The 18,023-nt window shown below is 69.4% G+C and carries 18 protein-coding genes and 3 pseudogenes; 12 read left to right on the plus strand and 9 right to left on the minus strand.

Going from position 1 to position 18,023, the window contains the following annotated elements; translation table 11 throughout:
• Positions 1–356 (plus strand): substrate-binding domain-containing protein (locus tag AC27IO_RS11605; RefSeq protein ID WP_498739036.1); only part of this gene is annotated, 356 nt, incomplete at its 5' end.
• Between the two features lie 69 nt (positions 357–425).
• On the opposite strand, the gene AC27IO_RS11610 is transcribed toward AC27IO_RS11605, so the two are convergent.
• The 8 genes from AC27IO_RS11610 to purT all read right to left on the minus strand — a co-directional run bounded on the left by AC27IO_RS11610 (position 426) and on the right by purT (position 7,924).
• On the minus strand, positions 426–827 hold the full coding sequence (locus AC27IO_RS11610) for a hypothetical protein (protein ID WP_498739037.1): 402 nt from the start codon (positions 825–827) through the stop codon (positions 426–428).
• 59 nt (positions 828–886) lie between these two features.
• Positions 887–1,015, minus strand: coding sequence for a hypothetical protein (locus AC27IO_RS11615; RefSeq protein WP_284429518.1), 129 nt, complete (start codon positions 1,013–1,015; stop codon positions 887–889).
• A 149-nt stretch (positions 1,016–1,164) separates the two neighbouring features.
• A complete protein-coding gene (locus AC27IO_RS11620; RefSeq protein ID WP_498739038.1) occupies positions 1,165–3,405 on the minus strand; it encodes a putative bifunctional diguanylate cyclase/phosphodiesterase in 2,241 nt (746 codons plus the stop codon).
• Positions 3,402–4,148 carry a GGDEF domain-containing protein gene (locus AC27IO_RS11625; protein WP_498739039.1) on the minus strand — a complete coding sequence of 249 codons (747 nt, stop codon included), beginning with the start codon at positions 4,146–4,148 and terminating at the stop codon, positions 3,402–3,404. The genes AC27IO_RS11620 and AC27IO_RS11625 overlap by 4 nt, the downstream gene beginning before the upstream one ends.
• A 5-nt stretch (positions 4,149–4,153) precedes the next feature.
• Positions 4,154–4,543, minus strand: a complete 390-nt coding sequence (locus AC27IO_RS11630) for a DUF1987 domain-containing protein (RefSeq protein ID WP_284405222.1) — start codon at positions 4,541–4,543, stop codon at positions 4,154–4,156.
• A 33-nt stretch (positions 4,544–4,576) separates the two neighbouring features.
• Positions 4,577–5,149, minus strand: coding sequence for a SiaB family protein kinase (locus AC27IO_RS11635; protein WP_284402851.1), 573 nt, complete (start codon positions 5,147–5,149; stop codon positions 4,577–4,579).
• A 14-nt stretch (positions 5,150–5,163) separates the two neighbouring features.
• Positions 5,164–6,402, minus strand: a complete 1,239-nt coding sequence (locus AC27IO_RS11640; RefSeq protein ID WP_284429520.1) for a SpoIIE family protein phosphatase — start codon at positions 6,400–6,402, stop codon at positions 5,164–5,166.
• Positions 6,403–6,721: 319 nt separating this feature from the next.
• Positions 6,722–7,924: a formate-dependent phosphoribosylglycinamide formyltransferase gene (purT, locus tag AC27IO_RS11645; protein WP_317356057.1), complete on the minus strand. Its 1,203-nt coding sequence runs from the start codon at positions 7,922–7,924 to the stop codon at positions 6,722–6,724.
• A gap of 161 nt (positions 7,925–8,085) precedes the next feature.
• Here purT and AC27IO_RS11650 point away from each other — a divergent pair.
• The 6 genes and pseudogenes from AC27IO_RS11650 to AC27IO_RS11675 form a co-directional block, all read left to right on the plus strand.
• Positions 8,086–8,601: pseudogene (locus tag AC27IO_RS11650) on the plus strand (ATP-binding cassette domain-containing protein); the annotation flags it as partial.
• Between the two features lie 15 nt (positions 8,602–8,616).
• Positions 8,617–8,958, plus strand: coding sequence for an ATP-binding cassette domain-containing protein (locus tag AC27IO_RS11655; RefSeq protein WP_498739044.1), 342 nt, complete (start codon positions 8,617–8,619; stop codon positions 8,956–8,958).
• A 150-nt stretch (positions 8,959–9,108) separates the two neighbouring features.
• On the plus strand, positions 9,109–9,678 hold the full coding sequence (locus AC27IO_RS11660; RefSeq protein WP_272567102.1) for a DUF3455 domain-containing protein: 570 nt from the start codon (positions 9,109–9,111) through the stop codon (positions 9,676–9,678).
• 127 nt (positions 9,679–9,805) lie between these two features.
• Positions 9,806–10,380: pseudogene (locus tag AC27IO_RS11665) on the plus strand (sigma-70 family RNA polymerase sigma factor).
• Positions 10,377–11,168, plus strand: coding sequence for an anti-sigma factor (locus AC27IO_RS11670; protein ID WP_498739040.1), 792 nt, complete (start codon positions 10,377–10,379; stop codon positions 11,166–11,168). Before AC27IO_RS11665 ends, AC27IO_RS11670 begins: the two are co-directional and overlap by 4 nt.
• Before the next feature lie 42 nt (positions 11,169–11,210).
• Entirely contained in the window at positions 11,211–12,053 is an 843-nt protein-coding gene (locus AC27IO_RS11675) for an ABC transporter permease (RefSeq protein ID WP_272567099.1), read from the plus strand.
• A 48-nt stretch (positions 12,054–12,101) separates the two neighbouring features.
• Here AC27IO_RS11675 and AC27IO_RS11680 read toward each other — a convergent pair whose 3' ends face one another.
• The gene (locus AC27IO_RS11680) at positions 12,102–13,691 is read right to left on the minus strand and encodes a GMC family oxidoreductase (RefSeq protein ID WP_498739041.1); all 1,590 of its coding nucleotides are present in this window, start codon (positions 13,689–13,691) and stop codon (positions 12,102–12,104) included.
• 139 nt (positions 13,692–13,830) lie between these two features.
• On the opposite strand from AC27IO_RS11680, the gene AC27IO_RS11685 reads away from it, so the two are divergent.
• From AC27IO_RS11685 to AC27IO_RS11705, 5 genes and pseudogenes are all read left to right on the plus strand, one after another.
• A complete protein-coding gene (locus tag AC27IO_RS11685; protein WP_284402859.1) occupies positions 13,831–14,679 on the plus strand; it encodes a 3-hydroxybutyryl-CoA dehydrogenase in 849 nt (282 codons plus the stop codon).
• Positions 14,680–14,953: 274 nt separating this feature from the next.
• Entirely contained in the window at positions 14,954–15,427 is a 474-nt protein-coding gene (locus tag AC27IO_RS11690; RefSeq protein WP_498739042.1) for a MarR family winged helix-turn-helix transcriptional regulator, read from the plus strand.
• 96 nt (positions 15,428–15,523) lie between these two features.
• Positions 15,524–15,940, plus strand: a complete 417-nt coding sequence (locus AC27IO_RS11695) for an organic hydroperoxide resistance protein (RefSeq protein WP_272567092.1) — start codon at positions 15,524–15,526, stop codon at positions 15,938–15,940.
• A gap of 360 nt (positions 15,941–16,300) precedes the next feature.
• Positions 16,301–17,059, plus strand: coding sequence for a metallophosphoesterase family protein (locus AC27IO_RS11700; RefSeq protein ID WP_498739043.1), 759 nt, complete (start codon positions 16,301–16,303; stop codon positions 17,057–17,059).
• Positions 17,060–17,093: 34 nt separating this feature from the next.
• Positions 17,094–18,023 (plus strand): annotated as a pseudogene (locus tag AC27IO_RS11705) (serine/threonine protein kinase); the annotation flags it as partial.

Here is an 18,023-nt window from a genome sequence, read left to right on the forward strand (position 1 = left end):
CCCCCACGCGCGAGGCCGGCATGGCTACCGCCACGGCGCTGCTGGCGGGCCCCGGGGACATGCCGCGCCCGGACGCCTTGCTGGCCACGAACGGCCTGCTGCTGCTGGGCGCGGTGCACGCGATCCAGGCCGCGGGCCTGTCGATGCCGAACGACATCGGCCTGGCCGGCTTCGACAACAACGACTGGACGGCCCTGCCGGCCCTGGACGTGACGGTGATCGCGCAGCCCACCTACGACATCGGGCGCACCGCGGCCGAGTTGCTGCTGCAGCGGCTGGCAGAGCCCGAACGGACGGTACGGCGGGTGGTGCTGGAAGGAGCGCTGCTGGCGCGGGGCTCCACGCGCAGGGGATGACGAGGCTGCGCTCGAAACGGTTGGCAGGGCATCGTCCGCCGAGCGATGCGCAGCACACCCCATCCAGGCTCAGCGCCGTTGGCTGCCGCGCGCCATGCCCGATATCGCGTAGGTTCCCGCTGCTTTGACAAGGACCCGAATGGCATGGGTCTTTTCCACCGTGTCGTGCTCGTACTGCGCCTTGATCGCGATCTCGATTCCGCTGCCCACCTTCCTGCACCGCATTTCCTGAATGGCGTACTGGCTGTGGTCGTCATTGAGTTCGGGAAACGCCAGGGTCCGGACCAATTCCGACCTCGCCTCCTGCGTCGGCTGCGTGAGCCACTGCACGTAGATCTCGCTGCCCGCCCCTTCGTGCACATCGACAACGACCACGCGGTAGTAACCTGCCCGGTCCGCCTGGCTCCAGGCGCCGCAGGTTTCGACCTTTTGCACGTGAATGGGCAGTGACTCCACCTGGGCTTTGAGCAAGGAATCGCTGGCGTTGGCGCAAAAAGGCAACGCCAAAAACGCCCACCCAATGAATCGATTCACCACTTCGCCTTTGGATGAATGACGATGCCGGTGGTGATGTGCATGGTGCCTAACGCGAGCGCAGGGCTGGTGGCGGGCTTGACTCTCGGAGGAACCATGCGCCCCGTCTGTTCGATCAGCAACAAATCAGACTCCCTTTTGATGTGGAGTGGCATGCTAACCAAAACCCATCGCAACAGGCACAGATGGGCGTGGGCGCATGCTGCAAAGTGTCACCAGAGACGGCGCGAAACGAATCGTGGGCAGACTCCCGGGTGGCGAACTCGGCCCCGGCTCACCGCCGTTGCTGCAGCCAGGCCATGAGGGCCCCCTTCTCCATCGGCACGGCGATGTGGTACCCCTGGCCCTCATGGCAGCCCATGTCCAGCAGGGCGCGCAGCGCGGCGGCATCCTCGATGCCCTCGGCCAGCACCTGCAGCCCGAGCTTGCGACCCAGTTGCGCCACCATTTCCGCGATGCGAACGCCGTGCGGCTCGCCCAGGTGGCGCACGAAGGAGCGGTCGATCTTGATGCGGTCGAGCGCCAGGCGCTCCAGGTAGCTCAGCGAGGAATAGCCCGTGCCGAAATCGTCGATCGCGATGGAGATGCCTTGCGCGCGCAGGCTGGACAGGGTCGAGTTCAGCAATTGGGTGGGCAGCGCGGCCACCGACTCCGTGATCTCCAGCTCCAGCTGCGGCCCCTCTAGCCCGCTGTCCGCCAGGGCCGCGCAGACCGTGTCGAAAAAGGCGGGGTCCTGCAACTGCACGGACGACACGTTGACCGCCATGCGCCCGGGTGCATGGCCCGCCGCCAGCAACTCCCGCATGCAGGCGCACGCGGTGGACAGCACCCACTTGCCCAGCGCCACGATGAGTCCCGAATGCTCGGCCACCGGAATGAACTGGTCGGGCGATATCAGCTGGCCGTCGTCCGCGCGCCAGCGCACCAGGGCTTCCAGCCCCACCAGGCGCCGGGTCGCCAGGTCGATCTGCGGCTGGTAGACCAGAAAGAGCTTGGCCGTGTCGATGGCCGCCCGCAGGTCGGACAGCAGCAGCGCACGGGTGCGGGCCTCGGCCCCCATGTGGTCCGAATATTCCAGGTGCTGACCGCGGTGGTCGCGCTTGGCGCGCTTCAAGGCGATGGTGGCGTCCTTGACGAGATCGGCGCCCGCCTGCGGCACCTCGGGCAGGAAGACATAGCCGCAGGTGAGCGACACCTTTTGCGCAACGCCATTCACCGCCAGGGGCTGGCGGACGCAGTCCAGCAGCCGCTGCAGCGACACCTGCGCCGCCGCCCCCAGCACGCCGAACGTGTCCGCGCCCAGGCGGGCCAGCAGCACACCCGGCGGCAGTGCCGCGGACAGCGCGCGGGCGACCCGCTCCAGCAGGCAGTCTCCGAAGCGGTGGCCCATGACGTCGTTGGTGGCGCTGAAATCGTCGATGTCGAGCAGCGCCAGGATGTGGCCGCGCGTGCCGAGGCGGGCGCATTCGTCCACCTTCTCGACGAAGTGCGCGCGGTTGGGCAGGCGCACCAGCGGGTCGTAATAGGCATATTCATGCAGCCGCGCGAGCAGGCCGTGGTTGTGCAGCAAGGTGCCCAGGTTGGCGCAGAAGACGTCCAGCATCTGGGTATCGAGCGCGCCGCGCGCCGCGGGCACGTCGATGAAGACGGCCATGCCCTGCCGGCCCTGGTGCCCGATGTGCAGCGCCACGCCGCCATCGGCGGCATACCCATTGCCGCGGCCTTCCAGCACACGGCGCAGCACGCTCCACTCGGGCCGGGCGGCAACGGCATCGAACGGGCCGTCGGCGAGGCCGGCGAACCGGCCGGCCGCCGCCAGCACCTGAAACCGGTCTGCAGTCTCTCCCTGCTGCGCGCACACCAGCGCATGGCATGCGACACCCAGCAATGCCGCCAGCTGGGTGATGACGCCCGAGGCGAAAGCCCGCGGATCGGTGGTCTCCAGCAAGGACGCGCTGGACCGCACGATGAGTTCCAGGCTGCGGCGGCTGGCCTCGGCGGCGCACAGCCGCTGGTAGGACCGCACGGAGGTGACGACCAGGGCCAGCAGCCGGTCATGCGTCAGCTCGGACTTGGGGCGGTAGTCGTTGATGTCGTACTGCAGCAGGGTGTCCAGGTCCATGACTGGCCCGGGCTGGCCCGTTCGCAGCACGATGCGTGCATTGGGCAGGCGTGCGGTGTGGCGGATGAAGTCCACCAGCGCCAAGGGGGTGCCGGCTGCCGCGACGGCGCCGCCCACTGGCTCCGAAGCCACGTCGAGCAGCACCATCGCCACGTTCGGCTCGCCCACGAGCAACGCGCGCGCTTCTTCGCCCGAAAAAGCGTGCCGCGACACCAGGGCGCGGCCGAAAAGCGTGCGCCCCTGCAGCGCCACGCGCATGGCCGCATGCACGCCCGCGTCGCTGTCCACGACGAGGATCCGCCAGTCGGGCCCGCCCTGCGGGTCGCGGGTGCGGACGGTGCGCGCGGCGGCGACTTGCGGCGCGGGACAGTCGGGCACCACCCCGGCGTTCATGCGGCAGGCAGGTGGCGGCTGCACGGGGCGAGCGACACGCGATTGCGGCCGCCGCGCTTGGCGACGTACAAGGCCTCGTCCGCCAGACCGTAGGCGTTGTCGAAGGTGCCGCCCTGCGCCAGGCAGCTCAGCCCGAAGCTGGCCGTGATGCCGCTGCCATCGGGCAGGTCGAAGCGGTGGGACTCGATGGCCTGGCGCAAGGCCTCGGCCACCGGCATCGCCGTGTCGTGGCCCTGCCCCGGCAGCACCACGGTGAATTCCTCGCCGCCGACCCGGCCGACCTGCGCGGTCGGGGGCACGACGGCCTGCAGGCAGGCGACCACGCCCAGGATCACCCGGTCGCCCATCGGGTGGCCAAAACTGTCGTTGATGCGCTTGAAATGGTCGATGTCCAGCACGATCAGCGCGAGGCCGCCGCTTCGCAGCTGCTGGTTGACCCGCTCGATGATGGCCGCCCGGTTGAGCACGCCGGTCAGCGGGTCGTGGTTGGCCCGGTACTCCAGCTGGGCCGCCAGGTCCTGCAGCCGAAGGTTCAGCTGGTTCATGTCCAGCTCCGCCCGGTCGCTGCGGCGCACCAGGCGGCGCGTCTCCCGCAGCAGCCGCTCGTAGGCGACCAGCAGGTCCCCCAGCGCCTGCCGGCAGGGGGCCTCTTCCAGGCCTGCATGCCGCTGGTAGGCGCTGCGTGCGACCAGCAAGGCCTGGTTTTCGGCTTCGAACAGGTCCGGGGGGGTCGCGGCGTCCATGGGCATCAGGCCGCGCTGACGGGGTGGGTTGAGAAATGGATGGCGGGAAAGTCTTCGCTGAGTTCCTGGCCGAATTCGAGGATGGTGTCGTCCTCCTCATCGTGGTACCAGTGCACCACGACCTCGTTGCCCGCGCCCGCCGCATCGCTGAGCGCCTCGATCAGGTTGAAGAGCATCTTGGTGCTCGAACTGTTGAAGTAGGCGAGCGCGATGCTCACCTCGATTTTGGTGTCCACCTGCCCGGCCAGGTAGGCCCTGAGCTGCGTGAGAACGTCGCCATAGAACGCCGCGGCATTCTCGGGGTAGGACTCGCCGCGCAAGCTCAGCGTATGGGCGTCGAACTTGAAGTCCACCTCGGGTGAACTGGGGGTCGGTGCGATGTAGAGGTTGTCCATCTGTGATCTCGATTCGTTTGCGGGCTTGGCGCGTCAGATCGCCGCTTTCAGATAGAACACCGGTGCCTGGTCGGGTCCTTGCGTCGCGTCGAAGCCAAATTCCAGCGGCTCACGGGCGTCGCGTGCCATGGTGAGGAAACCCATGCCTGCGCCCTTGCTGCCCTCGGGGGTCTCCTCGCGCAGGGTCTGGCGGTAGGCCTGCTTGATCTCTTCCAGCGTCATGCTGCGCAGCGCGGCCAGCTTCTCGCGCAGTTCGTCGGCGATGCGGGGCTCCACCGGGTTGGCGCACAGCAGCAGGAAGCTGCCGTCGGCTTCGCGGCGGATGCACACCGAGCCGTGGCGCAGTTCGCCGTTGTCATGGCTGGGCGGCGTGAGGGTGTCGGCGGAGTAATGGATGATGTTCTGCGCCATCTCCACGAAGGACGAGAACAGCTTGCGCCGGGTCGGTCCCGCCACGTCGGCGACCTCCAGCTGCAGTTTCACCGCATCGGCCATGGCCGCGATGATGTTCTGCGAGAAGTAGCCCACGTAGTAGAAGATGACGCGGTGCTGCCTGGCCAGGTTGAAGAAGGAACCGGGGTTTTCAGCGTTCATGAACGAGGGCATGGCGGATTTCCGTCTCAGGTGCGAAAGCAAAAAAAGGTGAGGTCGTCGCGGCGGTGGTGATCGCCCTGGCCCTGCCACTGCTCCAGCGCATCGAGCACGGCCCGGTTGATCTCCGCGGGCGTGCGCTCCCGCTGCTCGAAAAGCAGCTCCCGCACGCGGCGTTTTCCCAGCGCGATCGCGCGCGGGCCGCCCACCTGGTCGATCAGGCCGTCGGTGCTGACGAAAACCAGCGTGCCGGGGGGCAGGATCAGCTCCTGGTTGTTCCAGGCGAAATCGAAGTCGCTGTCCACGTAGCCCACGCCTTTGCGCTGTCCCTCGATGATCTCGACCGCGTCGGCGCCGGGCCGCACCAGGAACAGCGACAGCCGGGCCCCCGCGAAGACCAGGCGCCCCTGCGCCGGCTCGAACCAGAAGCAGGCGGCATCCATGCCGTCGTTGGAGCGCTCCGTGCCTTCCTGCGCATCCTGCTGCCCCAGCATCTGCTTGATGCTGCGGTTCACGCTGCCCAGCAGCTGCGCGGGATCGCGGGCGCCGTGCTGCTTGATCGCCTGGTTGAGGCTGGTGGAGGCGATCAGGGTCATGAAAGCGCCCGGCACGCCATGGCCCGTGCAGTCGGCGACGGTGGCGAACCAGCCGTCAGGCTCGGTGCTGAACTGGTAGAAATCGCCCCCGACCACGTCTCGCGGCTCCCAGACCAGGTGCGCGCCGGGGCACACGCGTGCCAGCGCCTCGAGCGAGCTGCGCAGCGTGGACTGCTGGATCACGCTCGCGTATTCGATGCTGTGCATGACCTGGCGGTTGCGCGAGGCCTGCATGTCCGCCACCACACGCATCAGCTGCAGCCCGTTGCCCACGCCGATGAAGGCGCCCTCGTGGGTGATGATGAAACCATCCGACAGGGCCTTTTCGCCGCATTCCACCGTCTTGAACGTCAGCGCCTCGATGTCCAGCGCGGCATCGACGATCAGCGGTTCCTTGTCCATGAACGCGATGCAGCTCTTGCGGCCGTAGAGCTCCATGCGAAACGGCTTGCTCATCTGGGAGAGGAAGATGTTGCGGTTGATCAGCCCGATGGGCTGCCGACCCTCCACGACAGGCAGGCTGACGAGGTCGCGGTGCTGGCCGAACACCTCCATGACCTGTTCGTTGGTCTGGTCGGTCGTCATGCAGGGCACCATGGTGCACAGGTCCGCCGCACTGGGCTGACGGAAACGGGGCCGAAAGCTGCTCAGGTACTCGGAATTTGCGGACATGGGGGCCAGGGGTGTTTGTTAGCAAATGTTATTCATTCCATGTTTCGCTTCGATGACAGGATGGTGACGGTATGGCGCTGCGCAGAGGCCGTCGAGCCTCCGGGCCATTGAAGGGGCGGCTTCAGAAGGACGGGGGATGTGCCAGGAACGGGTGCTTTCCCATTCCGTTGCGATGAAGGGGCGAGCGCCATGGCGGCGCCCGGCAAGGAGGCCACGCTCCGGGGGGCCGGCACGCTGCGCGCATGCCTGCCGTTTCGATTCGGCCCCCGACGACAGCGCCCCGCCACCGCGGTCGGATCGGTGGTGTGAATGCCGATGCTTACGCTTTGCGTGGCCTGACCTTGCCGGCCGCCAGCTTGGCCCGCTCCCGCGCCACCTCGACATCGGCATCGAACGCCAGCGCCACGCCCATGCGCCGCTTCACGAAACTCTCGGGCTTGCCAAACAGGCGCAGGTCGGTGTTCGGCACGCGCAGGGCCTCGTCCACGCCGTCGAAGGCGATGCCTTGCGCATCCATGCCGCCGTAGATGACGGCGCTGGCGCCCGGGCTGCGCAGGGCGGTGTTGACGGGCAGGCCCAGGATGGCGCGCGCGTGCAGCTCGAACTCGCTCTGCACCTGCGTGGCCAGGGTGACCAGGCCCGTGTCGTGCGGGCGGGGGCTCACCTCGCTGAACCACACGGCATCGCCCTTCACGAACAGTTCCACCCCGAAGAGCCCCTGGCCGCCGAGGTCGTCGGTCACGGCCTTGGCGATCTCACGGGCGCGCTCCAGGGCCGCGGGGCGCATGGGCTGGGGCTGCCAGCTTTCCACGTAGTCGCCGCTGACCTGGATGTGGCCGATGGGTTCGCAAAAGTGCGTCTCGGGCTGGCCGCCTTCGCCGAGCGCGCGCACGGTGAGCAGGGTGATCTCGTAGTCGAAGTCGATGAAGCCTTCGACGATGACGCGGCCATGGCTCACGCGGCCGCCGGCCATGGCGTAGTCCCAGGCCTTTTGCACGTCGGCCGGGCCGTCGATCTTGCTCTGGCCTTTGCCGGAGCTGCTCATCACGGGCTTGACGATGCAGGGGTAGCCGATGCCGCCGTCAATGGCCGCCTGCAGCTCTTCCAGCGAATTGCAGAATTGGTAGGGGCTGGTGGGCAGGCCCAGCGTTTCGGCGGCCAGGCGGCGGATGCCTTCGCGGTCCATGGTCAGGCGCGCGGCGCGCGCGGTGGGAATCACGCGCACGGTGCCGGCGGCCTCCAGCTCTTCGAGCATGGGCGTGGCGATGGCCTCGATCTCGGGCACCACGAGGTGGGGCCGCTCGGCCTCGATGAGCGCCTTGAGCTGGGCCGGATCGCTCATGGTGATGGTGCGCGCGTGGTGGGCCACCTGCTGGCCGGGCGCGTTCTCGTAGCGGTCCACGGCAATGGTCTCCACGCCCAGGCGCTGCAGGGCGATGAGGACTTCCTTGCCCAGCTCGCCCGAGCCGAGCAGCATGACTTTGGTGGCCGAGGGCGAAAGGGGGGTGCCGAGAGTGGTCATAGCAGGTGAAGGGATGGAATGAAGAAGAAGGGTCGGGAAAAAACGGGGGCTCGGTCCCGGAGGACGGCGAACAATAATAGACGCCCATGGCGCATCCCCCCCTTCTCCAGATCGATCACCTGCACAAGCGCTACGGCGATGCCACGGTGGTCGACGATGTCTCGTTCTCCATCGCGCCCGGCGAATGCCTGGGCGTCATCGGCCCCAACGGCGCCGGCAAGACCACCACCATCCGCATGTGCCTGGGCCTGACCGCGCCCGACGGCGGCAGCGTGCACTTCCACCCGGAAGGGGCCGGCACGCCGCTGGCCATGCCCCAGGACGCGCTGGCCATCAAGGCGCAGCTGGGCGTGGTGACGCAGTTCGACACGCTGGACCCGGACTTCACCTGCGCGGAGAACCTGCGCATCTTCGGCCGCTACTTCGGGCTCAAGGGCGCGGTGATGCAGGAGCGCGTGCCGCGCCTGCTGGAGTTCGCGGCACTCACGCACAAGGCCGGCGCCAAGCCGGGCGAGCTGTCGGGCGGGATGAAGCGGCGCCTGTCGCTGGCCCGCGCCCTGGTGAACGACCCGCGCCTGCTGCTGCTGGACGAGCCCACCACCGGCCTGGACCCGCAGGCCCGCCACCTGATGTGGGAGCGCCTGCAATTGCTTGTGCAGCAGGGCAAGTCGATCCTGCTGACCACGCATTTCATGGACGAGGCCGAGCGCCTGTGTTCGCGCCTGCTGGTGCTGGACCACGGCCGCAAGATCGCCGAAGGCCGCCCGCGCGAGCTGATCGCCGAGCACCTGGAGCCCGACGTGGTGGAACTGTTCGGCGTGGGCGCCGTGGCGCTGGCCGAAGACGCCGCCCTGCGCCCGCTCGCCGCCCGCGTGGAGGTGAGCGGCGAGACGGTGTTTTTCTACACGCACGACGCCCGGCCGCTGCTGGCCGCCCTCAGCACGCACGGGCACCTGCGCACGCTGCACCGGCCGGCCAACCTGGAAGACCTGTTCCTGAAACTCACCGGCCGGCAGATCCGCGAAGACGGCTGAACCGGCCGCCTGGTAAAAAAGCCGGGCCGCGCGGCTTTCGAAAAAATATTTCGCGCGGCCTGCATCCAAACGGCGTTCCCGTGGGTAGTACCTGCAGCAGCGGAGATTGCTGCTGCTTTTTTCAACCCAACCGAAGACAAGGGAAACGCCATGACCATCCAGCCAACGCTCTCTCGCCTCATCCCCCTGACCGGCGCCATCGCCGCCGCGGCCCTGCTCGCGGCCTGCGGCTCCATGTCGGCATCGGGCCCGAAGTTCTCGCAGGACAGCCTGCCCGAGTCGATCAAGGTGCCGGCCGGCAACAAGGTGGCCTGGGAAACCGTGGGCGTGGGCGACATCACCTACGAATGCCGCGACAAGGCCAACATGCCCGGCCAGACCGAATGGGTGTTCGTGGGACCGAAGGCCGTGCTGAACGACCGCAGCGGCAAGCAGGTGGGCACGTATTACGGCCCGCCCGCCACCTGGGAGGCGCAGGACGGCTCCAAGGTCACCGCCACGCAGCTGGCCGTGGCGCCTGCCGGCACCGGCAACCTGCCCTACCAGCTCGTGAAGGCCAACCCGGCCATGGGCTCGGGCGCGCTGACGGGCGTGACCTTCATCCAGCGCGTGGCGCTCAAGGGCGGCGTGGCCCCGGCCGCGGCCTGCACCGCCACCAACAAGGGCGACCGCCAGACCGTGAAGTACCAGGCCGACTACATCTTCTGGAAGGCCGCCTGACGGCCCGGGCGGGTCTTTCAGGGTCGAAAGCCTTTGGAGCACGGTCATGTCGGCTACCATGCGGCCCACGTTCCGGGCGGCCGATCGACGCCAGCGCCCGGCCTTCGACCGCTGGAGCCACCGCCCCTTGCCTTCCACGCCTGCCGCTGACGACGACTTCGACTACGAAGCCACCCTGGCCCGCTGCGCGGCGGGCGACCGGCAGGCCATGCGCCGCCTGTACGAGCACGAGGGGCCGCGCCTGCTGGGCGTGGCCTGGCGCATCGTGCGGCAGCGCGCGCTCGCCGAGGACATCGTGCACGACGCCTGCGTGAACATCTGGACGCGCGCCGGCAGCTTCGATGCCAGCCGGGGCAGCGCCCGCGGCTGGATCTACAGCGTGGTGCGCAACCTGGCCCTGAATGCCGTGCGCGATGCGGGCCGCACCTCGACGTGGACGACGACACCGTGCAGGCCCTGGAGGCCGAGCAGTCGGTGCAGGCCCACCGCGAGATCGCGGAAGCCTTCGAACTCAACGCCAGCCTGGGCCGCCTGCAGCACTGCCTGGAGGGCCTGGACCCGGCGCGGCGCAACTGCGTGCTGCACGCCTATGTGGATGGCTGCTCGCACGGCGAGATCGCCGAACGCCTGGGCGCGCCGCTGGGCACCGTGAAGGCGTGGATACGGCGCAGCCTGAACTCGCTGCGGGAGTGCATGGCATGACCGCGCCGATCCCCCATCCCGCCGTGCCCGAAGACCTGAACCTGCTGGCCGGCGAGTACGTGCTGGGCACCTTGTCCGCCGCCGCCCGCGCCCGCTTGGCGCAGCGCATGGCATCGGACCCGGCCCTGCAGCGCGCCGTGGCCGACTGGGAAGCGCGGCTGCTGCCGCTGACCGGGCTGGCCGAGCCGATCGCACCGCCGGCCCAGCTGTGGACGCGCATCGATGCCTCGCTGCAGGCCGCCGACGGCGCACAGGCCAGCGCGCCGGCCGCCCATTCACATTCCCATTCACCGGCCGCCTCACCAGCGCCCCGGCCGGCGCCGGCCCGGCCTTCCCGAAACTGGTGGAACCACCTGGGCCTGTGGCGCGGGCTGGCGGGCTCGGGCTTTGCCATGGCGGCCGTGCTGGCCGCGGTGCTGGTTACCCGCGTGGCACCGCAGGCCACGCCCCCGCAGTTCATGGTGGTGCTGGTGGCACCGCAGGACAAGGCGCCCGGCTGGGTCGTGCAGGCGAGTTCGCCCAGCGCGCTCCAGCTCATTCCGCTGGGCGTGGCCGAAGTGCCCGCGGGCCGCGCGCTGGAGTTCTGGACCAAGGCCGACAGCTGGAGTGGCCCGGTCTCGCTGGGACTGGTCCAGCCCGGCCAGTCATTGCAGCTGGCACTGGAAAAGCTGCCGCCGCTGCAGCCCAACCAGTTGTTCGAGTTGACGCTGGAGCCCCCGAGCGGCTCGCCCATCGGCAAGCCCACCGGCCCGATCCAGTACATCGGCCGGGCGGTGAAGGTGCTGTGAGCCCGGCCGCGGCCCGTCGCTCGGCCGCCGCACAATAGCGCCATGTCCACCGCCCCCCACCCCAGCCCCGCCACGCCGGCCCGACCGGCCACCCCCTCGATCTGGCGCGCGCCCGAGCTGTCCGCCCGCTGGTGGCCCGTCTTCCTGCGCAACCTGCTGGTGTGGCGCAAGCTGGCCATCCCCAGCCTGGTGGGCAACATCGCCGAGCCGCTGATGTGGCTGGTCGCCTTCGGGTACGGCATGGGCGCGCTGGTGGGCCAGGTGAACGTGGGGGGCACGCAGGTGCCCTACATCCTGTTCCTGGCGAGCGGCTCCATCTGCATGAGCGCCATGAACGCGGCCAGCTTCGAGGCGCTGTACTCGGCCTTCTCGCGCATGCACGTGCAAAAGACCTGGGACGGGATCATGAACGCGCCGGTCAGCCTGGACAACGTGGTGCTGGCCGAGATGCTGTGGGCCGCCTTCAAGGCCGTGTTCACCGTCACCGCCATCCTGGGCGTGATGCTGGCGCTGAAGATCAGCCACAGCCCCAAGCTGCTCGTGGCCTGGCCCGTGCTGCTGTTCGTGGGGGTGATGTTCTCCAGCATCGCGCTGATCTTCAACGCGCTGGCCAAGGGCTACGACTTCTTCACCTATTACTTCACCCTGGTGCTCACGCCGATGATGTTCCTGTCGGGCGTGTTCTTCCCGCGCGAGCAGCTGCCCGCCGTGGTGCGCCATGTGTCCGACTGGCTGCCGCTGGCCAACGCGGTGGAACTGGTGCGCCCGCTGTTCATGGACCAGTGGCCCGCGCACCCGCTGCGCCACGGCCTGGTGCTGGTGGTCACCACGGTGGTGGCGTTCTGGACGGCGCTGGCGCTCACGCGCAAGCGGTTCCAGGCCTGATGGAACACGCCTTGAGGCCCCACCAGCAGCGTAGCTGCGCGATCCGCCTCAGGCCGCTGCGCGCAGCAGGTCCACTGCCTTTTCCGCGACCATGATGGTCGGCGCGTTGGTGTTGCCGCTCACGATGCGCGGCATGACCGACGCATCGACCACGCGCAGGCCGTCCAGGCCGTGCACGCGCAGGTCCGCGCCCACCACGTCCATCGCGCCGGGCCCCATGCGGCAGCTGCCCACCGGGTGGTACACCGTGTCGGCATGCTGGCGGATGAACTGCCCGATGGCCTCATCGGTCTGCGCCGCGGCCGAGGCCGGCATATCGCGCGCGCCATGGGCGGCCAGCGCCGGCTGCGCCAGCCAATCGCGCATGCGGCGCACGCCGCGCACCATGCGCTGCAGATCGTCCGGATCGGCGAAGAAGGCCGGGTCCACCAGCGGCAGGGCATGCGGATCGGGACCGGCCAGCGTCACCCGGCCGCGGCTCAGGGGCTGCAGCAGGCACACGTGGCATGAGTAGCCGTGGCCCAGCAGCGTGCGGCGGCCGTGGTCGACGAGCTTGCCGATCACGAAGTGCAGCTGCAGGTCGGGCGCGGCCTCCTCGGGGCGGCTCCGGATGAAGCCGCCGGCTTCGGCGAAATTGGTCACCAGCATGCCGCGCCGGTGCGCCCGCCATTCGCGCACCCCGCGCAGCATCTGCCACGCGGCGGTGGGCGAGAGGCCGAACAGGTCCGTCAGGCGCGGCGCGTCCATCACCTGCACCACGTCGGGATGATCGTGCAGATGCTCGCCCACGCCGGGCAGGTCGTGCACCACGGCAATGCCATGGCGCTGCAGCGCCGCGCCCGGCCCCACGCCCGACAGCATCAGCAACTGCGGCGACAGCAGCGCGCCCGCGCTCAGCAGCACCTCGCGCGCAGCGCGCACCGTGTGCGACTGCCCGCCCTGGCGGTACTCCACGCCCACGGCGCGCCGGCCCTCGAACAGGATGCGCGTGGCGCGCGCGTGCGTCACCACCTGCAGGTTGGGCCGGCCGCGGTGCGGGGCGAGGTAGGCCTTGGCGGCGCTGAAGCGCTCGCCCGCGCGGTGGGTGACCTGGTACCAGCCCACGCCCTCCTGCGTGGCGCCATTGAAGTCGGGATTGCGGGCATGGCCGGCCTGCACGCCGGCCTCGATGAAATCGCGCGCGATGCGGTGGGGCGCCGGCAGGTCCATCACGTTCAGCGGGCCGCCCGTGCCGTGAAAGGCGTCGGCGCCGCGCTCGTTGTGCTCGGCGCGGCGAAAGTACGGCAGCACGTCGCTCCAGGCCCAGCCCGGGTTGCCCTCGGCGGCCCAGTGGTCATAGTCGGCCGGCTGGCCGCGCAGGTAGATCATGGCGTTGAGCGAGCTGGAGCCGCCCAGCACCTTGCCGCGTGGCTGGTAGCCACGGCGCCCGTTCAGGCCGGGCTGTGGCGTGGTGTGCTGCCCCCAGCCGAAGGCGCCGGTGCGCGCCATCAGGGCGATGCCGGCCGGGCAGTGGATGAGGGCGCTGGTGTCGGGCGGTCCAGCCTCCAGCAGGCACACGCGCACGGCGGGGTCTTCGGTCAGGCGCCCCGCCAGCACGCAGCCGGCCGAACCACCGCCGATCACGATGTAGTCGAACATGTCCGTTGTCTCCTCTGTGCCAGCGGCCGCGGCCGCTGGGGCGGCGCACCGGCCGCGCCGCCCGCGATTGCCGATACGATCACGCCGATCCGCGCAACCCCTGTTTTTTGATTTGGCTATTTGGCCGGAAAGACTTTATATGACGATCACGACCGTCGGCATCATCGGCGCAGGCACCATGGGCAACGGCATCGCGCAGGCCTGCGCCGTGTCGGGCATCCACGCGGTGATGGTGGACATCTCGGAGGCCGCCGTGCAAAAGGGCCTGGCCACCGTGGCCGGCAGCCTGGACCGGCTCATCAAGAAGGAAAAGATCACCGCCGCAGACAAGGACGCGGCCCTCTCGCGCATCCGCACCTCGACGAACTACGACGACCTCAAGGCCGCGCAGATCGTGATCGAGGCGGCCACCGAGAACCACGAGCTCAAGGTGAAGATCCTGAAGCAGGTGGACGCCATCGTGGCGCCGGAGGTCATCATCGCCTCCAACACCTCGTCGATCTCCATCACGCAACTGGCGGCCGCCACGTCGCGGCCCGACCGCTTCATCGGCATGCATTTCTTCAACCCGGTGCCGATGATGGCGCTGGTGGAGATCATCCGCGGCCTGCAGACCAGCGATGCCACGCACGACACGGTGAAGGCCCTGTCCGAGTCGCTGGGCAAGAGCCCCATCACCGTGAAGAACGCGCCCGGCTTCGTGGTCAACCGCATCCTGGTGCCGATGATCAACGAGGCGTTCTTCGTGCTGGCCGAGGGCCTGGCCACGCCCGAGGACATCGACGCGGGCATGAAGCTCGGCTGCAACCAGCCCATCGGCCCGCTGGCGCTGGCGGACATGATCGGCCTGGACGTGTGCCTGGCGGTGATGAACGTGTACCTGACCGAGTTCGGCGATAGCAAATACCGCCCCTGCCCGCTGCTCAAGGAAATGGTGGCCGCCGGCCGCCTGGGCCGCAAGACCGGGCATGGCGTGTACGCTTACTGACCTTACCCGGGGCATGGGCAGCCCCGGCCTCCTCCAACGGGTCAGGGCCTTTTGCTATATTTTTAATAGCACAATGCCCTAGAATTCATTGCGCCGGAGGCCACTTTGACGCACACCCTCGGCGGCAGGACGCACGCGCCAAAGGACCTTCCACCGCCCCGCACTACACCCATTCGGCGCTGCCGCCTGCACGCCGCACGTCAAACCCCCAGCGCCGATGGGGTGATGCCCAATTCAATTGCGCGCAATTTAATTGGGCATCACAATCCAGCCCATGCCCCGCCCCGACGCCATCGCCCACCCGGTCTCCACGCCCAGCCCCGCTCTGCTGCAGCTGGACAACCAGGTCTGCTTTGCGCTCTATTCCGCGTCGCTGGCGATGACCAAGCTCTACAAGCCGCTGCTGGAGTCCATCGGCCTCACCTACCCGCAGTACCTGGTGATGCTGTCGCTCTGGGAGCGCGACGGCATCACCGTTTCCGAACTGGGCGAGCGCCTGTTCCTCGACTCCGGCACGCTCACCCCGCTGCTCAAGCGCCTGGAGGCCTCGGGCCTGGTAACGCGGCTGCGCGATGCGCAGGACGAGCGCCGCGTGCGCACCACGCTCACCCCCGCCGGCCGGGCCCTGCGCGATCGCGCCGAAGCCATTCCCGCCTGCGTGCTGGAAAGCAGCCAGTGCACCCTGCCCGAACTCACCGCGCTGACCCGGCAGCTGCAGCAGCTGCGCCGCCGGATCGGCTCCGGCTAGCAGCCCCGTCCTCACCGATTTTGTCGTTCTCGCTTTCGTTGTCTTTTTTGTCCCTCAACCGCTCGCACCGCGGGCATTCACTGCAAAGGAATCACCATGCCATCGCTCGACCAAGTCCTCTACACCGCCCGCGCCCACACCACCGGCGGCCGCGACGGCGCCTCGCGCACCGATGACGGACGCCTGGACGTGACGCTCTCCGCCCCCGGCACCAGCGGCACGGGCACGAACCCCGAGCAGCTCTTCGCCGCCGGCTATTCCGCCTGCTTCATCGGCGCCTTGAAGGCCGTGGGCGGCCAACTGAAGATCGCCGTGCCGCAGGACGTGTCCGTGGACGCCGAAGTCGATCTGGGCAAGATCCCCAACGCCTACGGCATCGCCGCCCGCCTGAAGGTCAGCCTGCCCGGCCTGGACCGCGCCCAGGCGCAGCAACTGGTGGACGCCGCCCACCAGGTCTGCCCCTACTCCAACGCCACGCGCGGCAACATCGACGTGACGATCACGCTGGCCTGATCGGCATTGGCCTGAAAAAAGCCCCCCGGCCGCGATCCGACGCGGCCGGGGGGCTTTTTGCGTGGGGCCCGGTACGCCTTCATGGCCCGATGGCCGCGATGCCGGGGTTTCATCTGCCTCGGGCGCTACTAAAAATATAGCGAATCGCTCCATCGAAGCGGGCGCCAGCGGGGCGCCGCAGCGACACCCGGCGGCGATGCACGCCGCGACACCCGCGCGATGGCACCTTTTTTGCGCTTCCCGCGCACTCACCCCCGCCAATGGCACCATTCGGAGCCATCATCGCAGGCGGCCCCGCCCCCGCGGGCCGATGCCTTTTCGCACCCTTGACCCCAGCCTCGCGCACCCGCCGCGTCCGCCATGAAGATCGCCCTGCTCGCCGACATCCACGCCAATCGCCATGCCCTCGATGCCTGCCTGGCGCATGCCCGCGCCCAGGGCGCCGAGCAGTTCGCGCTGCTGGGCGACCTGGTGGGCTACGGCGGCGACCCCGTGGCCGTGGTCGAGCAGGCCATGGCCCTGGCGGCCCAGGGCGCGCCCTGCGTGCTGGGCAACCACGACGTCGCGGCGCTGGACCCGCCCGCAACGCCCACCCAGATGGGCGACCAGAGCGCGCAGTGGACGCATGCGCAACTGTCGCCCCGGCACCGCGCCTTTCTGGCCACCTTGCCGCTCACGCGCCGCCTGGGTGCGAACACGCTGCTGGTGCACGCCAGCGCCGACCAGCCCAGCCACTGGCACTATGTGCAGGACGCGGGCGCGGCCGAGCGCAGCATGGCCGCGGCCAGCCAGCTCGACCCCGCCATCCGCTACGTGTTTTGCGGCCACGTGCACGAGCAGGCGCTGTATTTCCTCACGCCCACCGCCAAGCTGATGCGCTTTGCGCCGCAGCCCGGCGTGCCCGTGCCGGTGCCACCGCACCGCCAGTGGCTGGGCGTCGCGGGCTCCGTGGGCCAGCCGCGCGACCGCGACGTGCGCGCCATGTATGCGCTGTTCGACGACCACGCCGCGACGGTCACCTTCCACCGCGTGCCCTACGACCATGCCGCGGCCGCGGCCGCCGTGCGCGCCGCCGGCCTGCCTGCGTTCTTCGCCGACCGGCTGGAGTTGGGGCGTTGAGCGCGGCCATCGCGCGGCCCGCCCGGAGCGCTGCATGAAGCTGCTCGCGCCCGGCACCGAGGTGGACGGCTTCGTCGTGCACGAATGCCTGCACGCGGGCGGCATGGCGCACGTGTACCGCGTGGGCTATGCAGGCGCCGCGCGCGACGCGGGCTTTCCGCTGGCGATGAAGATCCCGCGCATGACGGCGGGCGATGGCGCCGAGACCATCGTCGGCTTCGAGGTGGAGCTGCAGATCCTGCCCACGCTGAGCGGCAGCCACGTGCCGCGCTTCGTCGCCGCGGGCGACCTGGCGCGGCTGCCCTACCTGGTGATGGAATACATCGAAGGCCACACGCTGCAGCACTGGCTGGACCTGCCGCAGCCGCCGGACGCCACCACCGTGGCCCGACTGGGCGCGGCCATGGCGCACGCCGCGCACAGCCTGCACCAGCAGAACGTGTGCCACCTCGACCTCAAGCCCGCCAACGTGCTGCTGCGCGCGGACGGCAGCGCGGTGCTGCTGGATTTCGGCCTCTCGTGCCACGCGCACTACCCCGACCTGCTGGCCGAGGAGATGCGCGAGGCCGTGGGCTCGCCCGCCTGGATCGCGCCCGAGCAGGTGGTGGGCGTGCGCGGCGACCTGCGCAGCGACCTCTTCGCCATCGGCGTGATGCTGTACGAACTGGCCACGGGCGAGCTGCCCTTCGGTGCCCCCACCACGCGCGGCGGCCTGCGCCAGCGGCTGTGGATGACGCCCGCGCCGCCGCGTCGCCACCGGCCGCAGGTGCCCGAGTGGCTGCAGGAGATCATCCTGCGCTGCCTGGAGCCCGAGGCCGCGCAGCGCTATCCGTCGGCCGCGCACCTGGCCTTCGACCTGACGCACCCCGAGCAGGTGCCGGTCACCGAACGCGGCCGGCGCCTGCGCGGGCCAGGCGTGCGGGCGCACCTGCGCCGCTGGCTCAAGCGGCGGGCATGCACTACC

This window comes from Acidovorax sp. KNOB132 (genome assembly GCF_057541515.1).